The 22,137-nt window shown below is 63.1% G+C and carries 21 protein-coding genes; 6 read left to right on the plus strand and 15 right to left on the minus strand.

From position 1 onward, the window contains the following. Positions 1-200 precede the first annotated feature (200 nt). The 5 genes from IEI94_RS15170 to hemA form a co-directional block, all read right to left on the minus strand. Entirely contained in the window at positions 201-1,400 is a 1,200-nt protein-coding gene (locus IEI94_RS15170) for an MFS transporter (RefSeq protein ID WP_191168116.1), read from the minus strand. 88 nt (positions 1,401-1,488) lie between these two features. After that, on the minus strand, positions 1,489-3,342 hold the full coding sequence (gene asnB / locus IEI94_RS15175) for an asparagine synthase (glutamine-hydrolyzing) (protein WP_191168117.1): 1,854 nt from the start codon (positions 3,340-3,342) through the stop codon (positions 1,489-1,491). Positions 3,343-3,364: 22 nt separating this feature from the next. Next, a complete protein-coding gene (locus IEI94_RS15180) occupies positions 3,365-4,435 on the minus strand; it encodes a Gfo/Idh/MocA family oxidoreductase (protein WP_191168118.1) in 1,071 nt (356 codons plus the stop codon). Next, the gene (locus IEI94_RS15185) at positions 4,432-4,935 is read right to left on the minus strand and encodes a GNAT family N-acetyltransferase (RefSeq protein WP_191168119.1); all 504 of its coding nucleotides are present in this window, start codon (positions 4,933-4,935) and stop codon (positions 4,432-4,434) included. The genes IEI94_RS15180 and IEI94_RS15185 overlap by 4 nt, the downstream gene beginning before the upstream one ends. Next, positions 4,935-6,167 carry a 5-aminolevulinate synthase gene (hemA, locus tag IEI94_RS15190; RefSeq protein WP_191168120.1) on the minus strand — a complete coding sequence of 411 codons (1,233 nt, stop codon included), beginning with the start codon at positions 6,165-6,167 and terminating at the stop codon, positions 4,935-4,937. The genes IEI94_RS15185 and hemA overlap by 1 nt, the downstream gene beginning before the upstream one ends. A 152-nt stretch (positions 6,168-6,319) precedes the next feature. On the opposite strand from hemA, the gene IEI94_RS15195 reads away from it, so the two are divergent. The 5 genes from IEI94_RS15195 (at position 6,320) to IEI94_RS15215 (ending at position 10,351) form a co-directional block, all read left to right on the plus strand. Beyond that, positions 6,320-7,183: a helix-turn-helix transcriptional regulator gene (locus IEI94_RS15195; protein ID WP_191168121.1), complete on the plus strand. Its 864-nt coding sequence runs from the start codon at positions 6,320-6,322 to the stop codon at positions 7,181-7,183. Between the two features lie 100 nt (positions 7,184-7,283). Continuing rightward, positions 7,284-8,384 carry an SLC13 family permease gene (locus tag IEI94_RS15200; protein WP_191168122.1) on the plus strand — a complete coding sequence of 367 codons (1,101 nt, stop codon included), beginning with the start codon at positions 7,284-7,286 and terminating at the stop codon, positions 8,382-8,384. A gap of 59 nt (positions 8,385-8,443) precedes the next feature. Further along, a complete protein-coding gene (locus IEI94_RS15205; protein WP_191168123.1) occupies positions 8,444-8,944 on the plus strand; it encodes a hypothetical protein in 501 nt (166 codons plus the stop codon). 23 nt (positions 8,945-8,967) lie between these two features. Further along, the gene (locus tag IEI94_RS15210) at positions 8,968-9,411 is read left to right on the plus strand and encodes a GNAT family N-acetyltransferase (RefSeq protein WP_191168124.1); all 444 of its coding nucleotides are present in this window, start codon (positions 8,968-8,970) and stop codon (positions 9,409-9,411) included. Between the two features lie 46 nt (positions 9,412-9,457). Continuing rightward, positions 9,458-10,351 carry a dihydrodipicolinate synthase family protein gene (locus tag IEI94_RS15215; protein ID WP_191168125.1) on the plus strand — a complete coding sequence of 298 codons (894 nt, stop codon included), beginning with the start codon at positions 9,458-9,460 and terminating at the stop codon, positions 10,349-10,351. 116 nt (positions 10,352-10,467) lie between these two features. On the opposite strand, the gene IEI94_RS15220 is transcribed toward IEI94_RS15215, so the two are convergent. From IEI94_RS15220 to IEI94_RS15260, 9 genes are all read right to left on the minus strand, one after another. After that, positions 10,468-11,100 (minus strand): c-type cytochrome, encoded by a 633-nt coding sequence (locus IEI94_RS15220; RefSeq protein WP_191168126.1) that lies wholly within the window; start codon positions 11,098-11,100, stop codon positions 10,468-10,470. 5 nt (positions 11,101-11,105) lie between these two features. Beyond that, complete coding sequence (locus tag IEI94_RS15225) at positions 11,106-12,368, minus strand: PQQ-dependent sugar dehydrogenase (RefSeq protein WP_224750157.1); 1,263 nt, start codon at positions 12,366-12,368, stop codon at positions 11,106-11,108. A gap of 173 nt (positions 12,369-12,541) precedes the next feature. Continuing rightward, positions 12,542-12,742, minus strand: a complete 201-nt coding sequence (locus IEI94_RS15230) for a DUF2905 domain-containing protein (RefSeq protein ID WP_191168127.1) — start codon at positions 12,740-12,742, stop codon at positions 12,542-12,544. 89 nt (positions 12,743-12,831) lie between these two features. Then, complete coding sequence (locus IEI94_RS15235; protein ID WP_076748634.1) at positions 12,832-13,095, minus strand: Txe/YoeB family addiction module toxin; 264 nt, start codon at positions 13,093-13,095, stop codon at positions 12,832-12,834. Continuing rightward, entirely contained in the window at positions 13,092-13,334 is a 243-nt protein-coding gene (locus IEI94_RS15240) for a type II toxin-antitoxin system Phd/YefM family antitoxin (protein ID WP_191168128.1), read from the minus strand. The genes IEI94_RS15235 and IEI94_RS15240 overlap by 4 nt, the downstream gene beginning before the upstream one ends. Before the next feature lie 343 nt (positions 13,335-13,677). Further along, complete coding sequence (locus tag IEI94_RS15245; protein ID WP_191168129.1) at positions 13,678-14,250, minus strand: phosphoribosyl-AMP cyclohydrolase; 573 nt, start codon at positions 14,248-14,250, stop codon at positions 13,678-13,680. 130 nt (positions 14,251-14,380) lie between these two features. Further along, entirely contained in the window at positions 14,381-15,082 is a 702-nt protein-coding gene (locus IEI94_RS15250; protein WP_191168130.1) for a response regulator transcription factor, read from the minus strand. 27 nt (positions 15,083-15,109) lie between these two features. Beyond that, positions 15,110-16,717, minus strand: a complete 1,608-nt coding sequence (locus IEI94_RS15255) for a sensor histidine kinase (RefSeq protein WP_191168131.1) — start codon at positions 16,715-16,717, stop codon at positions 15,110-15,112. Positions 16,718-16,753: 36 nt separating this feature from the next. Further along, positions 16,754-19,873, minus strand: a complete 3,120-nt coding sequence (locus IEI94_RS15260) for an FAD-binding and (Fe-S)-binding domain-containing protein (RefSeq protein WP_191168132.1) — start codon at positions 19,871-19,873, stop codon at positions 16,754-16,756. Positions 19,874-20,075: 202 nt separating this feature from the next. On the opposite strand from IEI94_RS15260, the gene serS reads away from it, so the two are divergent. Then, a complete protein-coding gene (gene serS / locus IEI94_RS15265) occupies positions 20,076-21,353 on the plus strand; it encodes a serine--tRNA ligase (protein WP_191168133.1) in 1,278 nt (425 codons plus the stop codon). Here serS and IEI94_RS15270 read toward each other — a convergent pair. Beyond that, on the minus strand, positions 21,350-22,129 hold the full coding sequence (locus IEI94_RS15270; protein WP_191168134.1) for an SIMPL domain-containing protein: 780 nt from the start codon (positions 22,127-22,129) through the stop codon (positions 21,350-21,352). The two genes, serS and IEI94_RS15270, sit on opposite strands and share 4 nt — an antisense overlap. Between the last annotated feature and the right edge of the window lie 8 nt (positions 22,130-22,137).

A 22,137-nucleotide genomic window follows, 5' to 3' on the forward strand; every position in this document is an offset into this window, starting at 1 on the left:
GGTGTCATTCCCTTCATGTTGCGGCCCTGGTAGGGGCGTTTTGTGTTGTAGGTAGCCAGATAGTCGCCTAGTCCTGCTGCATCTCTTCTAGGGTATCTCACCAATAGTTGGCAGCTACGCCGCTAAGCGACGTGCCACCAACTTTCAGACCGGCTTTCAGGTACGTATAAGCAATCGTCGCTCTATTCTCTCCCGATGCCTCAGTTACAGGAACCGGCTTGCGTTTCGGCTATCAGCGTTGGCTGCCGGCGCAGATTGACGATCTGCAAAAAAGCACCCAACGCTGCTATACCGCCAGCGCATGCGGCCAGTGACCATACAGGTAGCTGCAGCAACAATACGAAGCCACCTGCCGCAGCACCAATAGCACTGCCCAGGTACAGTGCTGATTCATTCAGGGCTATGGCTAGATTGCCGTCTCCCTTAGCTTGGCGGGCCCGGATCAGTTCGTTATTTTGCGGCACCTGCAAGGCCCAACCAACAGCACCCCAAAGAACGATCGGCAGCATGACCAACCAGGTACTTAGCGCAGCTGTAACCGGTAGGACAAATAGTGATCCTGCAAGAATCAACATAATGGCAAAGGTGACATAAGGTCCCTTGAGTCGATCAACCAATGGCCCGACCAAGAAGCTACCGAGGACGCCGCCAATGCCCCAAACCCAGAGGTAGGGCGTGACTGAACGTACGGCACCGTAAGCTGGGTCAGTCAACAGCGGCGCGATGAAGGTGTACATTCCGAGGCTGGCAATGGCTGCAAGCAGAGAGACCGTCAGGATAACCAGTACATGTCCGTCACTGAGGATTGCCAGCTTCTGTCCCAACGAGCTGGCTTTAGCTGCAGGTAGCGCTGGGAGTTTCAGCAGCAAGCCAATAAAGGCAATCAAGCCGAGAAGGGCCACCAGCCAAAGAGCGGATTGCCACCCCAACTGCTCTGCAAACAATAGGCTGAGTGGTACGCCCAACACCACACCGCTGGCCATGCCGCCCATAATGATGGCGATAGCCTTGCCGCGGTGTTCTGGGGTGGAGACTGCCGCAGAGGCGCCAATGCCCATGGCCAGGTATACACCGGCACCTACGCCGGCAATGGCGCGCCAGACCATCAGCACGGTGAAGCTTTCGGTCAATGCGCTGGCGGCATTGGCGATGACGAACAGACCGAGAGATAACAGCAGCCCGGCACGCTGACGGTGCGCTGGGGTCAGGGCAACGAAGATCGGCGAGCCCAGCCCATAGGCCAGGGTGAATGCGGTAACCAACTGCGCGGCTACTGCTACGGAAACCGTGAACGAGGCTTCGATCATCGGGATCAGCCCAGCGGTAACGTAGGAAGCCATCCCAAGGGAGAAGGCTCCCAGGGCGATGAGGTAGATGGAAGATTGGTTGGATGTATTCATGCTGATTGCTCGCTTTCGTTCCGGTGAACTCGAGGGTGGTATGGTTAAGGGATACGGCCTCGAAACGAGGCCGCACCCGTTGTGGGGGCTAGAGTTCCAGGCTGACGTCGTATTCGCTCAGCCAAGTGTTGAGGCCGACCGCTAACTCCATCCCCATGCGTTCGTACATGGGCGAGACACTGCCGAGCGGCTTGGCCAGGGTTTGTTGGATTCGGTTGCTGTCGAGCAGTGGCGTCACCGGTGCATTGCGATCAGCATGAATGGCGGTTAAGGCGTTGCGCAGTGCCTGCTCGTAGGCCGGGTCCTGTGTGGATGGGTAGGGGCTCTTGACCCGATCACTGATCGAATCCGGCAGCAGGTCGCGCGTTGCCGCGCGCAATATGCTCTTCTCCCGCCCGTCGAAGGCTTTTTGTGTCCATGGGATATTGAAGGCGTACTCCACCAGGCGGTGGTCACAGAAGGGCACTCGCACCTCAAGGCCAACGGCCATACTCATGCGATCCTTGCGATCCAGCAGGGTCTGCACAAAGCGCGTCAGATTTACGTAACTCATCTGTCGCATGCGCTGGTCCATCACGCTTTCGTTTGATAGCACCGGTGCCTCGGCGATGGCTTGGGCATAGCTGTCGTTCAAGAAACTCTGCATGTCCAACTGGGCCAGCAGGCCTTGGTCGAACAGGGGTTTGCCGTCGAAGTACTTGCCTGTCACCGAGGTAAGCCAGGGAAAGGTGTCGGCCTGGATCGCTTCCGAGTCATGGAACCAGCGGTAGCCGCCGAATACCTCGTCCGCGCTCTCGCCTGACAGCGCCACTGTCGAGTGCTGACGCACCTCCTGAAACAGGCGGTAGAGCGACGGCCACATGTCGCCCCAGAAGGCTGGCGGCAGGTCGAGGGCGCGCACGACCTGTGCACGTAGCGCTGGGTCGGCCAGTTCGCGGCTGTCGAGGACAATTTCCTGGTGGCTGGAGCGGATCTTCTCCACTAGGTCGCGGACAAAGGGGGCATCCGGTGTTCCACGAACGGCATCGCTGGTGAAGCCGCCACCGTGATCGACGAAGTCGACGGAAAAGGAGCGGATGTTCTCCTTGCCGGCGGCCAGCAATTTCTTCGAGGCCAGCGCGGTGATGATCGAGGAGTCGAGACCTCCCGACAACAGGCTGCACAGCGGTACGTCGGCGACGATCTGGCATTCGACGATGTCCTCCAGCAGCTCGCGAGTATGGCAAATGGTCTCGTCCAGCGAGTGTCTGTGCTCGCGCGCTTCCAGCTTCCAGTAGTGACGGCGGCTTAGTCCCTGGCAGTTGATTCGCACGATCTCGCCCGGCATCACCTCGCGCATGCCGGCAAAGACGGCATGCCCGGGTGTCTTTACCATTTCCAGGATTTCGCGCAGGCCATCGGCGTGCACCTTGCGCGGTACCAGGGGATTGGCCAGCAGCGCCTTGGGCTCGGAGCCGAATACCACGCCGTCAGATGTCGGGAAGTAGTACAGTGGCTTGACCCCCATGCGGTCGCGGATCAGCAGCAGCTCCTGCGAGCGTAGGTCCCAGAGGGCGAAGGCATACATGCCGTTGAGCCGCTCGACGAAGGCTTCGCCCCATTGCACATAGGCGCGCAGCACCACCTCGGTATCACTATGGGTTTCGAACTGATGTCCTAGTTGTTGCAGCTCGGCGCGTAATTCGTGGAAGTTGTAGACTTCGCCACTGTAGGTAATGGCGACGACTTCACGTGGCCCTCCGTGCATGGCAGTCATCGGTTGGCGGCCACCCTCCAAATCTATGATAGATAATCGGCGATGCCCCAGGCCGACTGGACCATCGATCCACAGTCCACCGGCATCCGGTCCGCGCAGGGCCATGGTGTCGGTCATTCGTTGGAGGGTGCCGCGTTGCGTTTCCATGTTCTGGCTGTATGACAGCCATCCAGCGATTCCACACATAGTCTTTCTCCTTGTGAATGGGCTACCCGAGGCTTTCCAGGTCGCTGTCCTCGGCCAGCAGCACGCGCGTTTCGCCATGGACGTAGCGAACCGGTGGTGGGGTTTGGGCTTGGTTGTCGAGCTCGTTGAGCATGCGCTGTAGCTCCATGGCGGTTTCGAGATCGGCGAAGGCTTGGCGCGGTGCTTCTTTGAACGCCACCGCCCGCACCACCTGAAGGCATAGGCGTGAGAGCTTGTGCAGGGTGTCTAGCCCCGACTCGTTGGGTGCAGTGTCATACTCGTGCAGTAGCTCCTCGGTGCCGTTCGCGTCTCGCGTCCATATCCGCAACTGGTCGTGATCCCAGCGCGGTGTGTCGAATACCAGGCGCGCGTGGATCAGCCGGGCGTCGCGGTCGACGAAGCTGAAGTCCAACGTGCGCTGGCGTGCGATGTTGACGAAGCTGGCGTAGCCGGTGACTCGTGCCTCTCCTAGGCTGCCGGTGAGCTGCACGGTATCGAGCACATCGCTGCCGGAGATCGAGAAGTCCGAGCGCACGCCAAGTACGCCATGCAGCTTGAGCTGCATGGCGCGTGGGCAGATCCAGCCGAGCAGATCCAGGGCATGGATCACTTCGCTGGTCACACCGCAGGTGGGGCGGTAGTCGTTGATGCGATCCTTGCCCCAGTGGAAGCTGGCGCGCACCAGTTTCCAGTCGTGTCGTTCGACCCACTCGCGCAATAGCCGGCTGGCGTCCGAGTAGCGCTCCACCAGATCCAGGGCAAAGCCGCCGACCTGCTGTAGTGCGCCAAGCATCTCGTCGAGGTCGTCGCCCGGCGTGACCAGCGGTTTCTCGCAGAGCACGAAGCCCCGGTAGCCTGCCAACTGCTTGAGCACGGTGGCATGGCTGTGGTCGTTGACGCTGACTACGACGATATCCGGTGCGAACACTTCCAGCGCATGGCCGACGTTGTCGAAGTAGGGCAGCTCGGTCGGTTTCTGTCGACGCCCGACATAGGCCAGCGACAACGGCAAGCCGGTGATCGTGGCGATATGGTTAAAGGCGCATCGGTAGCGGTTTCCGGCATAGCCCAGGCCGATGATCAGGATCTTCATGTCGTGGCCTCCTGATGAATCAGCAGGCGTTCGTCACTGACGGCGAAACCAAGGGCCTGATACAGCCTGCCGGCGGCTTCGGTGCTCTGCAGCACCACGGAGCCTACGCTGCAGCTGGCGAACCAGCGCAGCAGGTGCTGCATCAATTGCCGGGCTATGCCTTGGTTACGCCATTGCGGCTCGACCACTACCGACTGTACCCAGCCGGACAGGCCGTTAAGGCATCCGGGCGCTGGCGCACGTTGATCGATTATCGCGGTTGCGCAGCCAAGCACTTCACCAGATTCCTTGTGTTCTGCGGCGAGAACCAGCACACAACTGCTTGCTTTTAAATGGCTGTTCAACCAGGTGCGGTAAGCCGCACGCCAGCGCATCGAGTCTTCTGGTGTCTTGCTTGAATACATGGCTTCAGTGCCATCCAGGAGGTAAGCGCGTAGCCTCACTAACCTGTCCAGGTCGGCCGTCGTCGCAGGGCGCACGATAAGGAAGGGCAGATCCATCAGGCCACCTCCGCACTGAATACTTGGGACGCAAGCGGAATGGAGAAATGCTCGAATGTCTCACGTAGTGAAACTGCCAAGTGCTCGATTTGGGCGTCGCTGTGGTTTGGTGTGGCATTCACGCGAAAGCGCTCTGTGCCCACCGGTACCGATGGGTAATTGATAGGTTGCAGATATACACCGTGGGTATGCAGCAAGCGTTCGGCCGCAGATTTGCAGCGCTGCGCCTCGCCCACAAGCACCGGCAGTACGTGCGTCTGTGAGCAGGGCATGACTGGAATGTCATGTTGACTGAGGTGTTCGCGCAGCTTGGCCGTTTGGGCGTGCAGCCGCTCCCGCTCCGCACTGCTGGCCTTCAAGTGCTCGACGCTGGCCAGGCAACCAGCGGTGATTGCCGGAGGAAGCGAGGTGGTAAAAATGAAGCCGGTAGCGAAGGAACGCACGGCATCGACAAGAACATGACTCGAGGCGATATAGCCACCAATTACCCCGATGGCCTTGGCCATGGTGCCTTGAATGATATCTACTTGATCGATAAGGTCGCGTGCAGCCGCTATGCCTGCGCCACGAGGGCCGTACATGCCAACGGCATGTACTTCGTCGAGATAGGTGAGAGCGTTGTAACGCTTGGCAACGGTGACGATCTCCTCAATGGGGGAAATGTCTCCGTCCATCGAATAGACTGACTCGAACACCACAAGCTTTGGTCGATTCAGTTGATAGCTGGACAGAATCTGCTCTAGATGGGCTACGTCGCTATGACGGAAGATCTGGCGCTCGTTGGGCGCCGAGCGGATGCCGTTAACGATAGAAGCGTGGTTCAGTTCGTCGCTGATCACCACGCAGTTGGGAATGCGACGTAGAAGGCATTGGAGGGTGGCATCGTTGGAGCCGAAGCCGGTAGGGAAAACCAGTGCAGCTTCCTTACCATGCCAGTCGGCGAGGCTTGCCTCCAGGCGGGCGTATACTTCATGAGACCCACCAATATTGCGTGACCCGCCGGAGCCGGCACCGTAGACCCCTAGGGCTCTGTGCATCTCCGTAAGTACGTACGGATGCTGAGACATTCCCAGGTAGTCGTTGCTGCACCAGATAACTACCGGCTCTGGGTGGCTGTCGCTCAGCCTGGCTAGTGGATACTGCCCACAGAGGCGACTGAGGGTGGTGAAGGTCCGATACTGACTTGAGGATTTCAGAGTCTCTAGCTGATCGCGAAGAAGTGATTGGTACATCCTGATGACCCCTTTGCAGATTGATGACACATCAATGTGTAAACTCTTAACCAAGAGTCCTGGCCCGGGTTCGTCAGCCAGGAATGGGTATTCTTCTTCGGTTTTTCGAAGTGTACAATTTGATCGTTTATGCTATTACTTGAGGTAACTGTATGAGCACACCTCAGACACCCTCTCAGCACACCCGGGCAGAGCTGGCAGAATTCCTTCGTAGTCGCCGTGAGCGAATCTCACCTAAAGAGGTTGGCTTGCCCGCTGGTGGCCGGCGGCGCACACCGGGGCTGCGGCGCGAAGAGGTAGCCGCCTTGGCTGGGGTTGGCTTGTCTTGGTACACATGGCTGGAGCAAGGGCGGGCTATTAAGGCATCCTCTGCTTTTCTCGATAACCTTTCACGAGTGCTCAAGCTGGATGCGACCGAGCGTCGCCACCTTTTCTTGTTGGCTCATCAGCGGCTGCCTCCGGAGCTCGGCCATACTATCTGTGTGGTTCCTCCGTTGATAAATCGGCTAATGAATGACATCCCTTCACGACCATCCTATGTACTTAACTTGCGCTGGGATGTGTTGACTTGGAATTCAGCCGCTGACCGGGTGTTTGGGTTTTCAATCCGTCCCGCTGATAGGCGCAATTTTTTGTGGATACTGTTTACTAGCCCCGGCATGCGCGAGTTATTCTCTCCTTGGGATGAACAAGCGCTACAGATTTTATCGAGCTTCCGTCGTGACTTCGTGCGCGCGATTCATGATACTGATATCACCGATTTGGTGACGGAGCTGGAAACAGTATCTCCTGATTTCAAGGCGTGGTGGCAGCAGCAGGATATCCATGGTCCATGCCAAGGCATTCGCCACTTTCAGATACCCACGGTAGGTCAAGTAGAGTTCGAACATACTTCATTGTCTATCGATGAGGATCGTCATCTTCGTCTTGTGTACTATGCCGCGAAAGAAGGTAGGCCTGAGAGCCGAGCTTTTGAGAAGTGGCTTCAACAAGAGCCGGTTCAGGAGCAGGTGTAAAGCAATTGGATAGTTCTCAATCAAGGAGATACCCTGTCCTCAGCACTCCTACTTTACAGTCCTTTTAAAACTTTCGCGCCAACGAAGAGACCCCACTTCAATGTTCCGTCATGCCCTGTCTCGGGTGGTGCAAGATGTTCTCTTCATGGTTCTGCTGGCGGCGCTGGTGCCACTGTGGTGGCTTTCCCCCGATGCGGGCTGGGCGCTGCATGAGCGGGTCGACTGGAAGACCGTAGGGGCACTGGCGGGGCTGATGGTGCTGAGCCGTGGCTTGGAGGTGAGTGGTTACCTTAGCCTGGCGGGCAGTTGGCTGCTGCAGCGGGTGCAAGGCGAACGCTTGCTGGCGGTCTATCTGATTCTGTTCTCGGCGGGCCTGTCTGCGGTTATCACCAATGATGTGGCGCTGTTTATCGTCGTGCCGCTTACCGTGGGTCTTCGGCGGGTGGCGGATCTTCCCCTGGGGCGCTTGATCATCTTCGAGGCGCTGGCGGTCAATGCCGGCTCTGCCCTTAGCCCCATCGGCAATCCGCAAAATCTCTTTCTCTGGCAGGTCTCCGGCACGGGGTTCCTGGAGTTCACGGCGATGATGGCGCCCTTGGCGCTGGCGCTGACCGCACTGCTGATTGCGGCAGTGCCGCTGGCGTTTCCTCGCAAGCGTATCTCCGTGTCTGGTGTGGCTGTTGCGGTGTCTCGTGACCACAGGCTGTTCTGGGTTTCGCTGCTGCTGTATGTGCCTTTTCTGGTCATGGCCGACTGGGGCTATGCGGCCCTGGGAGCCGCCATGCTGATTGTGTTGTATCTGTTTTACCGTCGGCATCTGCTGCTGGGCGTGGACTGGCTACTGCTGCTGGTGTTTGCGCTGATGTTTATCAATATGAGTCTCTTGGCGGGGCTGCCTGCGGTGCAAGGCGTCACCCACCACCTGCTGCAACTGCCAGGCGAGGCGTTTACCGCCGCCGTGCTCACCTCGCAGCTTATGTCCAACGTGCCCGCTGCTATCTTCCTTGCCTCCTTTACTGATGACTGGCACGCCCTGGCATGGGGGGTAACGGTGGGCGGGTTCGGTCTGGCGATCGGCTCGCTGGCCAATCTGATTGCCCTGCGCCTCGCTTACCAGCCCGGCTTGTGGCGCGAGTTCCATCTCTGGTCGGTACCGGCGCTGTTCGGTGGATGGCTGGTTGCGCTGCTGTTGATGCGCTAGCGTTCAAGGGCCAGCGTGCCTCAAGGCAAACCAATATCACCATCAAGGATGAATCACTGATGAAACAACTCCTCACTGGTCTATTACTGCTGCTTCTGCTGCCCAGTGCCGCCTTTGCCGGATCGCTGTGGGGGCCTGTCTCCGCTGGCATGACGACGGAGGAGGTGATGGATGTCTTGGATGACGCTTACGCCTTTGAGGAGGGTGACCGCCTGGCGACCAATGCGGTAGAAGCCCTACGCCGGGATGATGTCGAGCTGGCGGGCGAGTCCTTTACCCAGCGCTTTTTCTTCCTCAATGACCAGCTCAGCCAAGTCACGCTGAGGCTGGACGACACCCGTGATTTCGATGCCATGCTGACGACGGTAGAGGCGCTGACGGAAAAGATGCGCGATCAATATGGTGAAGAAGTCGACTCGGAGATAAAGGACTCGGGCCCCATACGGCAAGCGACAGTAAGCTGGATCGATGGTAACCGACGGGTAAGTCTCTTCCTGATGTCGATGGGGGAGGATGATTCAATGTTGAATGTTAACTACCAGGTCTATGTGGGTGATTAGACTTGGGTAGTGAGAGAGCCCCCATGACGCTACGCCCAGCGACCGTCGATGACATCGAGACTCTGTTCGATATCCGCTGCTCCGTCACCGAGAATCACCAGTCCCGCGAGGAGCTGGCAGCGCTGGGGATCACTGTCGAGAGCGTTAGCGCGATGGTCGCCAGCGGCGACTTTGTGACCACCATTGCTGAGATAGACGGCCAGCCCGCGGGGTTCTCGATGGCGCAGATCTCCGAAGGCTATGTCTTTGCCTGTTTTGTCAGGGCCGAGTGCCACGGGCTTGGCGTGGGCGGCGCTCTGATGGCAGCGGCGGAAGAGGGCCTGCACCGGGCCGGGGTCAAGGAGGCGTGGCTGTCTACCGGGGAGGTGGAGCGCTTTCGGGCGCCTGGCTTCTATCGGCACCTCGGCTGGGTCGATAGCGGCCACCTTGAAGATGGGCAGATTCGATTTACCAAGGTACTGTCATAGATCGTTTTCCTTCCACTACTTCCTACCACTACCTGGAGCATCCACCATGTTCACTGGCCTCAGCGCCTTTCCCCTGACCCCTTTGAACGCCAGCGGTATCGACGAGGCGGCCTTCGGTCGGCTGATCGAGCGCTTGGTGGCGGCCAAGGTCGATTCGATTGGTGCGCTGGGCTCAACCGGCAACTATGCCTATCTGTCGGTGGCGGAGCGTGCTCGCGTCGCCCAGCTGGCGGTGCAGCACGCCGGCGATACGCCGGTGATGGTGGGTATCGGTGCCGTGCGCACCCGCGATGTGCTCAAGCTGGCGGAAGATGCTCAGCAGGCAGGGGCGAGTGCGGTGATGTTGGCGCCGGTGTCGTATCAGCGGCTGGCGCCTGAGGAGGTGTTCGGGCTCTTCGAGGACGTGACCCGGGAGCTGTCGGTGCCGCTCTGCGTCTACGACAATCCCGGCACCACGCATTTCAACTTCAGCGATGAGCTGCACGGGGAGATCGCGCATCTGCCCAACGTCGCCTCGATCAAGATCCCCGGTGTGCCTAACGACCCTGCCGAGGCGAAGGCCCGCGTGGCGCGGCTGCGGGCGTTGATTCCGTCCCACGTCACGATTGGTGTCAGCGGCGATGCCTTCGCCGCGCTGGGCCTGAATGCGGGCTGCGAGGTGTGGTACTCGGCAATTGGCGGGACCTTCCCCAAGACCATGCTGGCGATCACCCGCGCCGCACAGGCCGGCGATGCCGAGGAAGCAACCCGGCTGGTCGAGCGGCTGCAGCCAATCTGGCAGCTATTTAGTGAAACCGGCGGCAGCCTGCGCGTCTCGGCGGCAGCGGCCGAGCTGCAGGGGCTTGTCGAGTCGCCCTGCCTGCCGCGGCCGCTCAAGGCGGTGGACGGCGAGGCGCGGCAGCGCCTGGCGGCGCTGATCGATGAGCTGGAGCTGGCGTAGCGGTAGGGAATAGCCGGGTAGGAATAGGCGCGCGTAGCAACGCCGCCGTTACACGCACAAGGGGCAGCCTAGATGGCTGCCCTTTGTGATTATTGGCCTCCTGGGTGTGTGGCCGCTTACTCCTCCACGTGCAGGTAGGTGAAGAAGTGGGCCATGGCGTCGATGTCGTCGTCGTCGATGCCGCGCATTACGTCGATCATGGTGGTGTCGGGGCCGCCGCGGGTGCGGTCGCGATAGGCCACCATGGCCGCCACGAGGTAGTCCTCACGCTGCCCGGCGAGTCGCGGCATCTGTTCGCGGCCGCGGTAGTCGGAGAGGTGGCAGCTGGCGCAGCGCTGTTGTGAAGCGACTTCCTGACCGCGGGCCTTGAGCTCGGGGTCTGGCTCGCCCTCGGGCGCGGCCACCGGCTGCTCGTGATAGTAGGCCGCCAGGGCCTGTATCTCGACGTCCGGTAGGCCGCGGGCCTGGGGCGTCATCACCTCGTTCTGCCTAAGGCGTTCACGGAAGTAGATCATCTGGTTGACGATGGTCAGCTCGGGCTGGCCGGCCAGCGAAGGCGTGCCGGCCTGCTGGGAGTTGCCGTCGTTACCGTGGCAGGCGCCGCACACCTGAACCTGCTCTTCGAAGGGCAGGCCCACCGCCGGGGCATCCTCGGCGGTGGCCGTGAGCGCCACGCCCAACCCCAGAGCGGCAGCGCCGCCCCAGGTCACGAAAGCGCGCCGCCAGGGCGCGCGGGTGGTCGACCGCATCGGCCTCACTCCTCGACGTAGTCAGGCGTTTCGTAGCTGATGCGGTAAATGGCGCCGTTGTACTCGTCGGCGACTAGCAACGAGCCGTCGGGCATCTGCAGCACGTCGACCGGGCGGCCGGCGAAGTCGTTCGCGCGCGGGTCGAGCAGGCCGACCATGAACGGAGAGATGGCTGCACGCTCGCCGTCCTCGGAGATATGCGCCACCTGCACGTCGTAGCCGACGCTGAGGGTGCGGTTCCAGGAGCCGCGGCGGGCGATGAACATCGCGTTCTGATACTCCTCGGGGAACATGTCGCCGGTGTAGAAGCGCATGCCGAGGGCGGCAGAATGACCACCCATCAGTGCGGCAGGCATGGTGACGCCATCACAGGCGCCTTCCGAGCCAAGGTCCGGGTCGATAATGCCGTGGGAGTGGCAGAACGGGAAGCCGAAGTGCTCGCCGGTCTCGCTGAGGCGGTTGAGCTCGTCCTGAGGGCCGTGCTCGCCGAGCCAGTCCTGGCCGTTGTCGGTAAACCAGAGTTCGCCGGTCTCGGGGTGGAAGTCGAAGCCGACGCTGTTACGCACGCCGCGGGCTTCCACGCGCATATCGGAGCCGTCTGGCTCGAAGCTGTGGATAGTGGCGTGGGTGTCTTCGTCGACCTCGCAGCCGTTGCAGGGGGCACCTACCGGTACGTAGAGCCGGCCGTCGGGACCGAAGGCGAGGAATTTCCAGCCGTGGTGCTCGTCGTCGGGCAGGCCGAAGGCGTCGGTCAGCTCCTCGGGCTCGGGAACGTCGCCGCCGTTGGCCAGGTTCGACTCGATGTCGTCGTAGCGAAAGATGCGGTTGATCGCCGCCACGTAGAGGCTGCCATCCTTGAACGCCACGCCGTTGGGCTGGGTGAGGCCTTCGGCGATGATCACATGCTCGCGCTCTTCACCGTCGTCGTTGTCGAGCACCGCATAGACGCGGCCGATGCCGCGGGTGCCGATGAACAGGGTGCCGTCATCGCCGCGCGCCATCATGCGGGCGCCGGGCATGCCGTGGGCCCAGATCTCGGCGCTGAAGCCGTCGGGCATCCGCAGATGGTCGAGGGGAATGTCCTCGACGGCGGTGACCGTAAGTGGGGTGGCGTGGGGCGCGAGCGGCGAGTCGGCCATGTCGGAGGAGCGGCCTTGAGCCCAGGCGGGTTCATGGTCGTCTGCCAGGGCAGTGGTCATGGCGGCGCCGAACAGCAGCCCGGCAGTGGAGATGGCAATGGTGAGAGGCATCAGACGTGGGAGTGTCATGGCTGGCGATCCTTCTTAATTATGATTATATCGCGCGGCAGGTGCCGCCAGCTCAGCATAGTCGCTCCCGGGTAAAGCGGTGATAGGCCAAGGCTGTCGTGCTGATAGCCCTGGCCAATGCTACCGCCTCAGTTGGCGTGGAGCGGGGTGCCACCTAGCTTGGACATCAAGGATTAACGCCCCGACAGCCACATGATCAGCGATAGCACCACGCTGATCAGGATCATGGTGGTGATGGGGAAGAAAAAGGAGAAGCCTTCGCGGCGGATGGCGATATCGCCGGGTAGCTGGCCGAAGGGCAGCTTGGAGAGCCACGGCCAGAGGATGCCGATGGCGACGATGATCAGGCCGATAAGGATCAGGGTGCGCGACATGCGGCCTCCTGAGGGTTACTGAGGCGTTGATGCTTCGACTGCACGCGGCCGGTGGGGAGTTCCCGCCGGCCGCCGCGGTTGGTGATGCATTATTCGTAGTGGCTCCAGAGCCTGAGGACTTTCACCACTCGCTCATCTTCGAGCACTTGGTAGACCAGACGATGCTGAATATTGATGCGGCGAGAGTAGGCCCCCGCAAGATCGCCGATGAGCTTCTCAAACGGTGGCGGCTTGCGGTATGGATCTTCCGCTATCAGTGTCAATAGTTCCTGAGCTTTTGGCTTAAGGCCGCTGGAGGCCAGCTTCTTTGCATCTTTCTGGGCTTGCTTGGTGTAAACCAGCTTCCATGTCACCAGTTCAACTCCTCATCACAGTCGTCCACGGGGGTATTCATTCCCTCTCGAATGGACTCCCGCATTCCAGGCACGGAAAGGAGGTAGAGTGTTTCCTGAATAGCCGACCAATCCTCTTCGGATACCAAGACTGCTTTGTTCCGCTTGCCCATGATGACGATCGGTTGATGGGACTCGGCGGTTTCGTCGATCAACCGGTAAAGGTTGCTGCGCGCCTCAGTGGCTGTGATTCCCGTCATGACGCACCTCTTGCGTGTTTAACTTTCCACCAAGTGTACGCTTTAGGGTACGTACGTCAAGACGAGCGCTTTGCATGGGGCTGGCTAGCCGGCAGCGCACAGCGCCCTGAGCAGCCTGTAGGTTGCTGGGCGCTGACGTTTTGACCGTGGGCGGCCGGCGGGGAGTTTTGCCGGCCGCTGCTGCTGGGGAGAGCTAGGCTCTGCCCGAAAACTGGCTGCGCTCGGCCATACTGCGTTAAAAATCGGCTCAAAGTACTCATTTACACCCCGTAAACTCCGTATTTTCGCCGATTTTTGCCTTGTCTGACCTTCGCTCGCCGACTTTTCAGACAGAGCCTAACGCTTACTCGTAGCCTTCGAAGGGCAGCGATGAGTGGTGCAGCACGATCCGCAGGTCGCCTTCGTCGTCCAGGTGGTAGCCCCAGGACTTGTCCACGGTGGTGGTGTTGCCGTCGGCATCGAGGATCGAGACGTTGCCCATGGTCAGGGCGACATCGCCGCTGATCAGGATGGCGGCATTGTCGATGCTGACTTCCTGCCACCCCTGCAGGGCGAAACCGCTGTCGTCGCTGTACTCGTCGCTATGGCCGACGAAGTACGCCAGCGCGCCTTCCGGGGTGGTACGGAAGGTCTGCGGAGCGGCGGCCAGGGTCGGTTTGAACAGCACTTCGCCCATGTCGTGGCCGTAGGCGCTGTCGATCACTTCGCGGGCCAGCTCGCGGGCGGCGTCGATGCCTTCCTCCTCGTAGGTGTTGGAGATTGCGATCAGAGCGTCGCCCCAGGCCTGTTGTGCCGCCAGCACCTGCTCTTCGCTGATGTCGCCGCCCAGATGCGTGACCGGCGCGGCACTTGCCAGGCCGGCAGTGCCCAGGCTAAGGCTGAGGGCAGTCGCGGTAACCAGTGTCTTGATCTTCATCGTTCATCTCCTGTCGTTAGCGGGTTAGGGGCTAATGGAAAAGCCTGACCAGCGTAACGCAGGCTGCACTGCGTTCTGATAGACGTGGGATGAACAAGCAATACCGCCAGGATTAACACTAGGTGAACGCTCAGGCCTCCAGCCGGTAGCCAAAGCCCCGTTGGGTGGTGATCAGCGACGCTTCGGCGTGGCCGTCGTCCAGCTTGCGGCGCAGGCGGCGGATATAGACATTGACGACATTGGTCAGCGGATCCTCGTGGGCGCCCCATACGCTGGCCAGGATGCGTTCGCGGCTGAACAGCTTGCCGGGCGCGGACATCAACAGCTCGAGGATGGCTAGCTCCTTCGGCGTGAGATCGATCCGCTGGCCGGCGCGGGTGACGCTACGCTGGTCGCGATCGAGCACCAGGTCGCCAACGCTGACGATGCGCTGCTCCGCGCTGGCGTGCCCCGCGTGGCGTCGCGAAATGGCGCCGAGCCGGGCCAGCAGCTCCTCGAAGGCAAAAGGCTTGACCAGGTAGTCGTCGGCCCCGGCCTCGAGCCCAGTGACACGGTCCTCGATGCTGTCGAGGGCGGTCAGCATCAGGATCGGGTAGGTAACCCCGGCGGTACGCAGGTTGCGACATACTTCCAGGCCGCCGATATCCGGCAGCAGGCGGTCCAGGATGACGACCGGCGGCGAGGCGGCCATGCCGTCGCGCGCCGCCTGGACGAGATGCACCAGTGCCGGTTGCCCCTCGCTGAAGCTCTGTACCTGGTGGCCCTCGGCCGCCAGCCCGCGCTGCAGGAAGTCACGAATACGGGGATCGTCTTCGACGATGACGATGTGCATGGTGATGGGCTCCGTGGGGCTGGCAGGTCAATCCGACGAGGGGGACGGGGCGGGGCTGTCGATGGCGGTGGCCTCGGGCATATGCACCGGCAGGCGCAGCAGGGCCAGGCAGCCGCCGTCGTCCATGCTCTCGAGTTGCAGCTGGCCGCCATGCAGCCGCATCAGCAGCATGGCGATGGCCAGTCCGACACCCTGCCCGTCGGGGCGGTGGCGGCGCGCCTCGGCACTGCGGTAGCCGCGCTCGAAGACGCGTGATGTCTCCTGGGCTGTCAACCCGATGCCGTGGTCGCGGATGCGCAGCTCCCAGACGCTGCCGGCCTGATGCTTGATCACCTGCGCCTCGACGCTGACCTGGCCGCCGGGGTGCGAATACTGGACGGCATTATCGAGCAGTATGCCGAAGACCTGCTGGAGGCGCTGCGCATCGGCGAGCAGCGTGGCCGTCTCCAACTGGCCTGTGGTCACGCTGATGCCGCGTAGCCGGCCCAGGGTGGAGGCCTGGCCAATGGCATCGTGCAGCGGACCACGCGGGTCGAGGGGCTGGTGCTGGATCTGCCACTCGGCGATATCGCTGCGTGCCATGGTCAGTAGATCGCTGATGACGCCGCTCAGGTGAACGGCATCGCCGGCGATGCGCTGCAGTGCCTGGCGGTACTCGCTCTCGCTGCGCGGTTGGCCGCGCAGGGCGATCTCCGCCTCGCCGCGTATCGAGGTGGCTGGGGTGCGTAGCTCGTGGCTGATGTCCTCGAGCAGCTGCTGGCGCTGCTGGGAGAGCTGCTTGAGCCGTTCCAGCGCCTGTTCGAGCTCCCGGGTGCGCGTTTCCACCAGGTCTTCCAGACGCTGCTGGCGGTCGCGCTCGGTACGCCGATGCTGCTCCAGTTCGCTGGCCATGTGGTTGATATGCGCGGCGATGCGGCCGAATTCATCCTGCAGGCTGTCGTCCAGGCGATGGCTGAGCTCTCCGCGCTGCAGGGCTTGAGCGCCGCGCACCAGCTCGCCGATGGGGCGACGCAGGGCACGGGCGAAGTGCCAGAACACCAGCAGGATGATGGCGCTCAGGGTCAGCGTGGTCAGGATCACCGTGAGCACCAACTGCTGGAGGGAGCGGTCGGCTTCGTTGCGCTGCTTGGCGAGCAGCGTGCGCTCCCGGGACAGGGTGTCGGCCATCATCAGGCGTAGGTCGCGGCCCTCGAACTGGTTGATGTCGCTGGCCTCGAGGTCGAACGGGGGGATGCTCTCCTGGCTTTCCAGGGTGTCGAGGAACCGATCGAAGACGTTCAGGGCCGTCTGGCGCTCCTCCGCCAGGCTGGCGGGTTGCTCCATCTCCACCAGGGCATGGTCGGCCAGGGTTTCGCTGAGCTGGTGAAGCCGCGCCAGGTGCGAACGCATCTCCTCGAGCAGCGCCTGGCGCTGCTCGAGGTCCGGGTTGGCGTCGTGCTGGGCGCGGGACAGCCAGGTCTGCAGCCGGTGCTTGCTGTCCGATAGCGCCAAGAAACCGCTATGCAGGTCGCTGGAGAGACGACCGAGCTCGACTTTCTGCCGGGCGCCATCGATGGCCCACACGGCTATGCCGCCCTGGATCAACGCCAGCAGCGTGAGGGTGAACAGCGCAATTCCCAGGCGGCGTTGAAACATGGGCCATCGATCTCCGGTGATCTGCCGTTGTGTTTCTCAGTGCCGCTGGCGCAGCAGGCCGAGCAGCGCCTGCAGCGGATGTGGCAGGGCGCTATCCGAGAGTCGCTTGGCCTGGCTGCGGCACGAGTAGCCGGTGGCCAGCAGCTTGCCTGCGTTGGTCGGGTCTTCCACCAGCGGCTGCCAGGACTGGGCGTAAATCGCCTTGGAGGTCTCGAGATTGCGCGCCTCGTGGCCGTAGGTGCCCGACATGCCGCAGCAGGCGGTGTTGACCAGTTCGAGCTCCAGGCCGAAGGCGGCGAACACCTGCTGCCACGCCTTGGGGCTGCCCGGGGCGTTGGTGGCCTCGGTGCAGTGGCTGAGCAGCCGGTAGCCGGGGTCGTCCAGCGTCAGGCCGTTGGGCGCCAGGCGGCGGGCGCTCGTCACCAGCCACTCCTGCAGCATCAGCACCTCGGGCACGGCGTCCGCCCCCAGCGCCTTGACGTACTCCTGGCGGTAGGTGAGCGTCATCGCCGGGTCGATGCCGACCATGGGCACGCCATGCTCGGCGAGGCTGCGCAGGCGCTTGGCCTGCTTGGCGGCGGTGCGCTCGAAGGCGCCGAGGAAGCCCTGCACGTTGAGCGGCTTGCCGTTGGGTGAGAAGGGCGCCACGAACACCTTGACGTCCAGCCGGCTGAGCAGCTCGACGATATCCATCACCAGTTTGGCCTCGAAGTAGCTGGTGAAGGCGTCCTGCACGATCACCACGCTGCGCGCCTTCTGCGCCTCGGTGAGCAGGCCCAGCGAGGTGGGCGTGGCTTCTGCCACGCCCCAGGCGGCCAGCTGCTTCTTGAGGCTGGCGCGGGAGAGGCGCGGGCTGTCCACCATGCCGATGGGGCCGGCCAGCAGCCGGTCGACCAGGCGGGTATCCAGCAGGCCGTTGTAGAGCGGTGCTATGCGAGCCAGGGTTGGCACCATGAACTCCAGCCCGCCGATCAGATAGTCGCGCAGCGGGCGCAGGTAGCGGCCGTGGTAGACCTCGAGGAACTGCGAGCGCACCTGGGGGATATTGACCTTGACCGGGCACTGGCCGGCGCAGGACTTGCACGCCAGGCAGCCGGCCATGGCGTCGTAGACCTCGTGGGAGACGTCCGCCTCGCGCTTGCGGCGCAGGCTGTTGAGGCTGCGCTTGGGCAGGTCCTTGATAAAGCCCCAGGCGCCTTCGGCCTTCTTCTTGCGAGCCTCCTCGACCAGGTCGATGCCGGCGGCGTCCTGCTGGCGCAGCCACTCGCGGATCAGGCTGGCGCGGCCCTTGGGCGAATGGACCCGCTCGCGGGTGGCCTTCCACGATGGGCACATGGCGTCATCGGGGTCGTAGTTGTAGCAGGCGCCGTTGCCGTTGCAGTAGACCGCGGCGTCGTAGGCCTGCCAGACCCGCTCGTCGATGGTGCGGTCGAGCTCGCCGCGGGTGGTAACGCCGTCGACGGTCAGCAGGCCGGGGTCGAGCAGGCGCACCGGCTGTTCCTCAACCGCTTCGGAAGGCGTCGCGATCTTGCCCGGGTTCAACTGGTTGTGCGGATCGAAGGCCGCCTTGACCCGCTGCAGGCTGGGGTAGAGCTCGCCGAAGAACTTGGGCGAATACTCCGAGCGCACGCCCTTGCCGTGCTCGCCCCACAGCAGGCCATGGTACTTGTGGGTCAGCTCGGCGACCTCGTCGGAGAGCTCGCGAATCAGCGTCGCCTGCTCGGGGTCCTTCATGTCGATGGCCGGGCGCACGTGCAGCACCCCGGCGTCGACATGGCCGAACATGCCGTAGTCGAGGCCGCGGGCGCTGAGCGCGTCGCGGAATTCGCCGATAAAGTCGGCGAGGTGCTCCGGCGGCACCGCGGTGTCTTCGATAAAGGGGATCGGGCGCTTCTCGCCCTGGGCGTTGCCGAGCAGGCCCACCGCGCGCTTGCGCATGGCGTAGACGCGCTTGATCGCCTCGCGGCCGAGGGCCTGGGTGTAGCCGATCCGCTCGACGCTGGTGTCCTCCTGGAGGTGCTGGCAGAACGCCTCGACCCGCGCCGCCAGGCGCTCGGGGTCGTCGTCGTTGAACTCCACCAGGTTGATGCCGCGCACCGGCGTCTCGCCGGCGGGGAAGAACTCCGCCACGCTGTCCCACACGAAGTCGTCCATGGCCAGCAGCAGCACGGTGTCGTCCACCGTCTCGATGGAGGTGGGGCGATCCTGGGTGTCCTCTCCATTACCCATCAGCGCCTTGGCGTCGCGCAGCGCGTGCATGTAGTCGGCGTAGCGCACGTTGACCAGGGTGGCGTGCTTGGGGATCGGCAGCACATTGAGCACCGCCTCGTTGAGGAAGCCCAGCGAGCCCTCGGAGCCGCACAGCAGGCTGTTGATATCGAGCCGGCCGTCGGCGTCTCTCAAGTGCGCCAGATCGTAGCCGGTCAGGCAGCGATTGAGCGGCGGGAACTTGGCCGCAATCAGCTCGCCCTGGGTGTCGATGATCTCGCGGGCGGTGCGGTAGGCGTGGCCGGTCACATCGTCGCGGGCGCACAGCGCCTCCAGCTCGGCATCGTCCACCGGGCGGCTGGTCAGGCGCTCGCCGCCGAGCAGCAGGGTGTCGAGTTCGAGCACGTGGTCGCGGGTCTTGCCGTAGGTGCAGCTGCCCTGGCCGCTGGCATCGGTGGAGATCATGCCGCCGATGGTGGCGCGGTTGGAGGTGGAGAGCTCCGGCGCAAAGAACAGCCCGTGGGGCTTGAGGGCGGCGTTGAGCTGGTCCTTGACCACCCCGGCCTGAACCCGCACCCGGCGGTTCTCGACGTCGATCTCGAGAATCCGATTCATATGCTTGGAGACGTCCACCACCAGGCCGTCGGTGAGCGACTGGCCGTTGGTGCCGGTGCCGCCGCCGCGCGGGGTGAGCACCACCCGGCGATGCTCGACCTGGCCGGCGAGGTGGGCGATACGCTGCAGGTCCTCCGCCCCCTTGGGGCTGAGCACCGCCTGGGGCAGGCGCTGGTAGATGGAGTTGTCGGTGGCGAGCACCGTGCGGTTGGCGAAGTCCGGGGCGATCTCGCCCTCGAAACCGGCCGCCTTGAGCGCCTCGATAAAACGCAGGTAGTGATGGTCGAGGGCGGGCAGGGCAGCGGGGGAGTCAGTATCCAGTCGTGCGATCATCGGTCGTTTCTAGCCATCGGTCGCGGGCGTCGGCTTTAACAAGCCGCGCGTGCTGTTGGAGTCGTGCCACTACTCTACCCGAGGCGGATGCACCGCGCATCTCGGTGCAGGTTGGGTGGCGTGGTGAAAGGGCGGGCTTTTCCCTACAATAAGCGCCTGATTGGCGTTTCCCCCACCACCGAATTGCGACGGACAGGATTCCATGCTCGATCCGAAACTGCTGCGTGGTGACCTCGAACAGGTTGCCCAACAACTGGCCACGCGTGGCTTTACTCTCGACACCGCGCGACTCGAGGCGCTGGAATCCCGGCGTCGCGAGATCCAGACCGAGACCGAAACCCTGCAGAACGAGCGCAACACGCGCTCCAAGGCGATCGGCAAGGCCAAGGCGGCCGGCGAGGATATCCAGCCGCTGCTCGACGAGGTGAGCGACCTGGGTGACCGCCTGGACGCCGCCAAGGCGCGCCTGGCCGAGGTGCAGGCCGAGTGGGATGCAGTGGTAGTGGGGCTGCCCAACCTGCCCCATGAGAGCGTGCCCCAGGGCGAGAGCGAAGAGGAGAACGTCGAGCTGCACCGCTGGGGCACGCCGCGGACCTTCGACTTCGAGGTGCTCGACCACGTCGATCTGGGCGCCAAGTGTGCCAACCTCGACTTCGAATTGGCGGCCAAGCTGACCGGCTCGCGCTTCGCGGTGATGCGTGGCGAGATTGCTCGCCTGCACCGCGCCTTGACCCAGTTCATGCTCGACACCCAGACCCTCGAGCACGGCTATGAAGAGTGCTATGTGCCCTACATGGTCAACGAGGCGTCGCTGACCGGCACCGGCCAGCTGCCCAAGTTCGGCGAGGATCTGTTCAAGCTCGACGATGAGCGCGGCTTCCACCTGATCCCCACCGCCGAGGTGCCGCTGACCAACTTCGCCCGCGACGAGATCCTCGACCACAAGACGCTGCCGCTGAAGCTCACCGCGCATACGCCGTGCTTCCGCAGCGAGGCGGGCTCCCACGGGCGCGATACCCGCGGCATGATCCGCCAGCATCAGTTCGACAAGGTGGAGATGGTGCAGCTGGTCGACCCGGCCACCAGCTACGCGGCGCTGGAGGAGATGCGCGGCCACGCCGAGGCGATCCTGCAGAAGCTCGAGCTGCCCTATCGGGTGGTCACGCTGTGTACCGGCGACATGGGCTTTGGCGCGGCCAAGACCTACGACCTGGAAGTGTGGCTACCGAGCCAGGAGACCTACCGCGAGATCTCCTCGGTCTCCAACTGCGAGGACTTCCAGGCGCGGCGCATGCAGGCGCGCTTCCGCCATCCGGAGCAGAAGAAGCCGCAGCTGCTGCATACCCTCAACGGCTCCGGCCTGGCGGTGGGCCGCTGCCTGCTGGCGGTGATGGAGAACCACCAGCAGGCCGACGGCTCGATCACCATCCCCGCCGCGCTGCGGCCCTATATGGGCGGGGTGGAAACGATTAACGGTTAGTCGGCGATCTCCCAGCTCACACTCACCTCGGCATCGACACTAATGGTGCCGGGGCGGTACTCGGCGCTGGCACCCTGGCTCTCCATGGCGTCGGCGCGCATCGCCATATTGCGCGGCATGAATACCGGCGACTGCACTTCGCTGACGCTGGTCACTCGGCCCAGCTCGACCTCCAGGGTGTCGGCCATCAGTCCGGCTTTGTGGCGGGCCTTCTCCAGTGCCTGGGTGAGAGCACGATCGGTGGCCGCTTCGCGGTCGTGGAGGTCGTACTGCACGCCGTCCAGGGCGTTCACGCCGGCCTCGGTGAGGGCATCGAGAATCACCGGCAGCTGCTCGAGGTCATCGATGGTGAGGGTGATCGGCCGCTCGAGCTGAGTGCGCACAAGGGTCTCGCGCTCGCCGTCCTGCTGGCGCGGCGCATTGACGTGGTCCGGGCGCACGTTGAGCGAGCCGGCGCTGATGGCATCGCGCTCGAGGCCAGCCTCTTCCAGGGTGCGGATCAGCTCGCCGGTGCGCTCCTCGAGGCGCTCGCGTGCCTCGCGCAGGGCATCCGGGTCGGTCTGCTGGTCGTCGCCGGCGGCGACCGCCGGGGTGCGCTCCCACAGGCGGGCGCTGAGGCTGGCCTTGTCGGGGGTCACCTCGACGCTGGATTGCGCCTGTACGCTGAGCCGCGACTCCTGGGGCCGAGGCATGTCGGCCATGGCCAGCGGTGCGCTGAGAGTGGCGGCAAGCAGCAGCGCCAGCGGCAGGTGTGGGCGAAAACGAGATAGTGTCATTGAATGGC

The sequence above is a fragment of the Halomonas sp. ML-15 genome (genome assembly GCF_014779595.1).
Lineage (GTDB): Bacteria > Pseudomonadota > Gammaproteobacteria > Pseudomonadales > Halomonadaceae > Franzmannia.

What these genes read in the sequence shown, in the direction of transcription:
- IEI94_RS15170 (WP_191168116.1), bottom strand. Translation starts at nt 1,400, where the DNA reads ATGAATACATCCAACCAATCTTCCATCTACCTCATCGCCCTGGGAGCC.
- asnB (WP_191168117.1), bottom strand. Translation starts at nt 3,342, where the DNA reads ATGTGTGGAATCGCTGGATGGCTGTCATACAGCCAGAACATGGAAACG.
- IEI94_RS15180 (WP_191168118.1), bottom strand. Translation starts at nt 4,435, where the DNA reads ATGAAGATCCTGATCATCGGCCTGGGCTATGCCGGAAACCGCTACCGA.
- IEI94_RS15185 (WP_191168119.1), bottom strand. Translation starts at nt 4,935, where the DNA reads ATGGATCTGCCCTTCCTTATCGTGCGCCCTGCGACGACGGCCGACCTG.
- hemA (WP_191168120.1), bottom strand. Translation starts at nt 6,167, where the DNA reads ATGTACCAATCACTTCTTCGCGATCAGCTAGAGACTCTGAAATCCTCA.
- IEI94_RS15195 (WP_191168121.1), top strand. Translation starts at nt 6,320, where the DNA reads ATGAGCACACCTCAGACACCCTCTCAGCACACCCGGGCAGAGCTGGCA.
- IEI94_RS15200 (WP_191168122.1), top strand. Translation starts at nt 7,284, where the DNA reads ATGTTCCGTCATGCCCTGTCTCGGGTGGTGCAAGATGTTCTCTTCATG.
- IEI94_RS15205 (WP_191168123.1), top strand. Translation starts at nt 8,444, where the DNA reads ATGAAACAACTCCTCACTGGTCTATTACTGCTGCTTCTGCTGCCCAGT.
- IEI94_RS15210 (WP_191168124.1), top strand. Translation starts at nt 8,968, where the DNA reads ATGACGCTACGCCCAGCGACCGTCGATGACATCGAGACTCTGTTCGAT.
- IEI94_RS15215 (WP_191168125.1), top strand. Translation starts at nt 9,458, where the DNA reads ATGTTCACTGGCCTCAGCGCCTTTCCCCTGACCCCTTTGAACGCCAGC.
- IEI94_RS15220 (WP_191168126.1), bottom strand. Translation starts at nt 11,100, where the DNA reads ATGCGGTCGACCACCCGCGCGCCCTGGCGGCGCGCTTTCGTGACCTGG.
- IEI94_RS15225 (WP_224750157.1), bottom strand. Translation starts at nt 12,368, where the DNA reads ATGACACTCCCACGTCTGATGCCTCTCACCATTGCCATCTCCACTGCC.
- IEI94_RS15230 (WP_191168127.1), bottom strand. Translation starts at nt 12,742, where the DNA reads ATGTCGCGCACCCTGATCCTTATCGGCCTGATCATCGTCGCCATCGGC.
- IEI94_RS15240 (WP_191168128.1), bottom strand. Translation starts at nt 13,334, where the DNA reads ATGACGGGAATCACAGCCACTGAGGCGCGCAGCAACCTTTACCGGTTG.
- IEI94_RS15245 (WP_191168129.1), bottom strand. Translation starts at nt 14,250, where the DNA reads ATGAAGATCAAGACACTGGTTACCGCGACTGCCCTCAGCCTTAGCCTG.
- IEI94_RS15250 (WP_191168130.1), bottom strand. Translation starts at nt 15,082, where the DNA reads ATGCACATCGTCATCGTCGAAGACGATCCCCGTATTCGTGACTTCCTG.
- IEI94_RS15255 (WP_191168131.1), bottom strand. Translation starts at nt 16,717, where the DNA reads ATGTTTCAACGCCGCCTGGGAATTGCGCTGTTCACCCTCACGCTGCTG.
- IEI94_RS15260 (WP_191168132.1), bottom strand. Translation starts at nt 19,873, where the DNA reads ATGATCGCACGACTGGATACTGACTCCCCCGCTGCCCTGCCCGCCCTC.
- serS (WP_191168133.1), top strand. Translation starts at nt 20,076, where the DNA reads ATGCTCGATCCGAAACTGCTGCGTGGTGACCTCGAACAGGTTGCCCAA.
- IEI94_RS15270 (WP_191168134.1), bottom strand. Translation starts at nt 22,129, where the DNA reads ATGACACTATCTCGTTTTCGCCCACACCTGCCGCTGGCGCTGCTGCTT.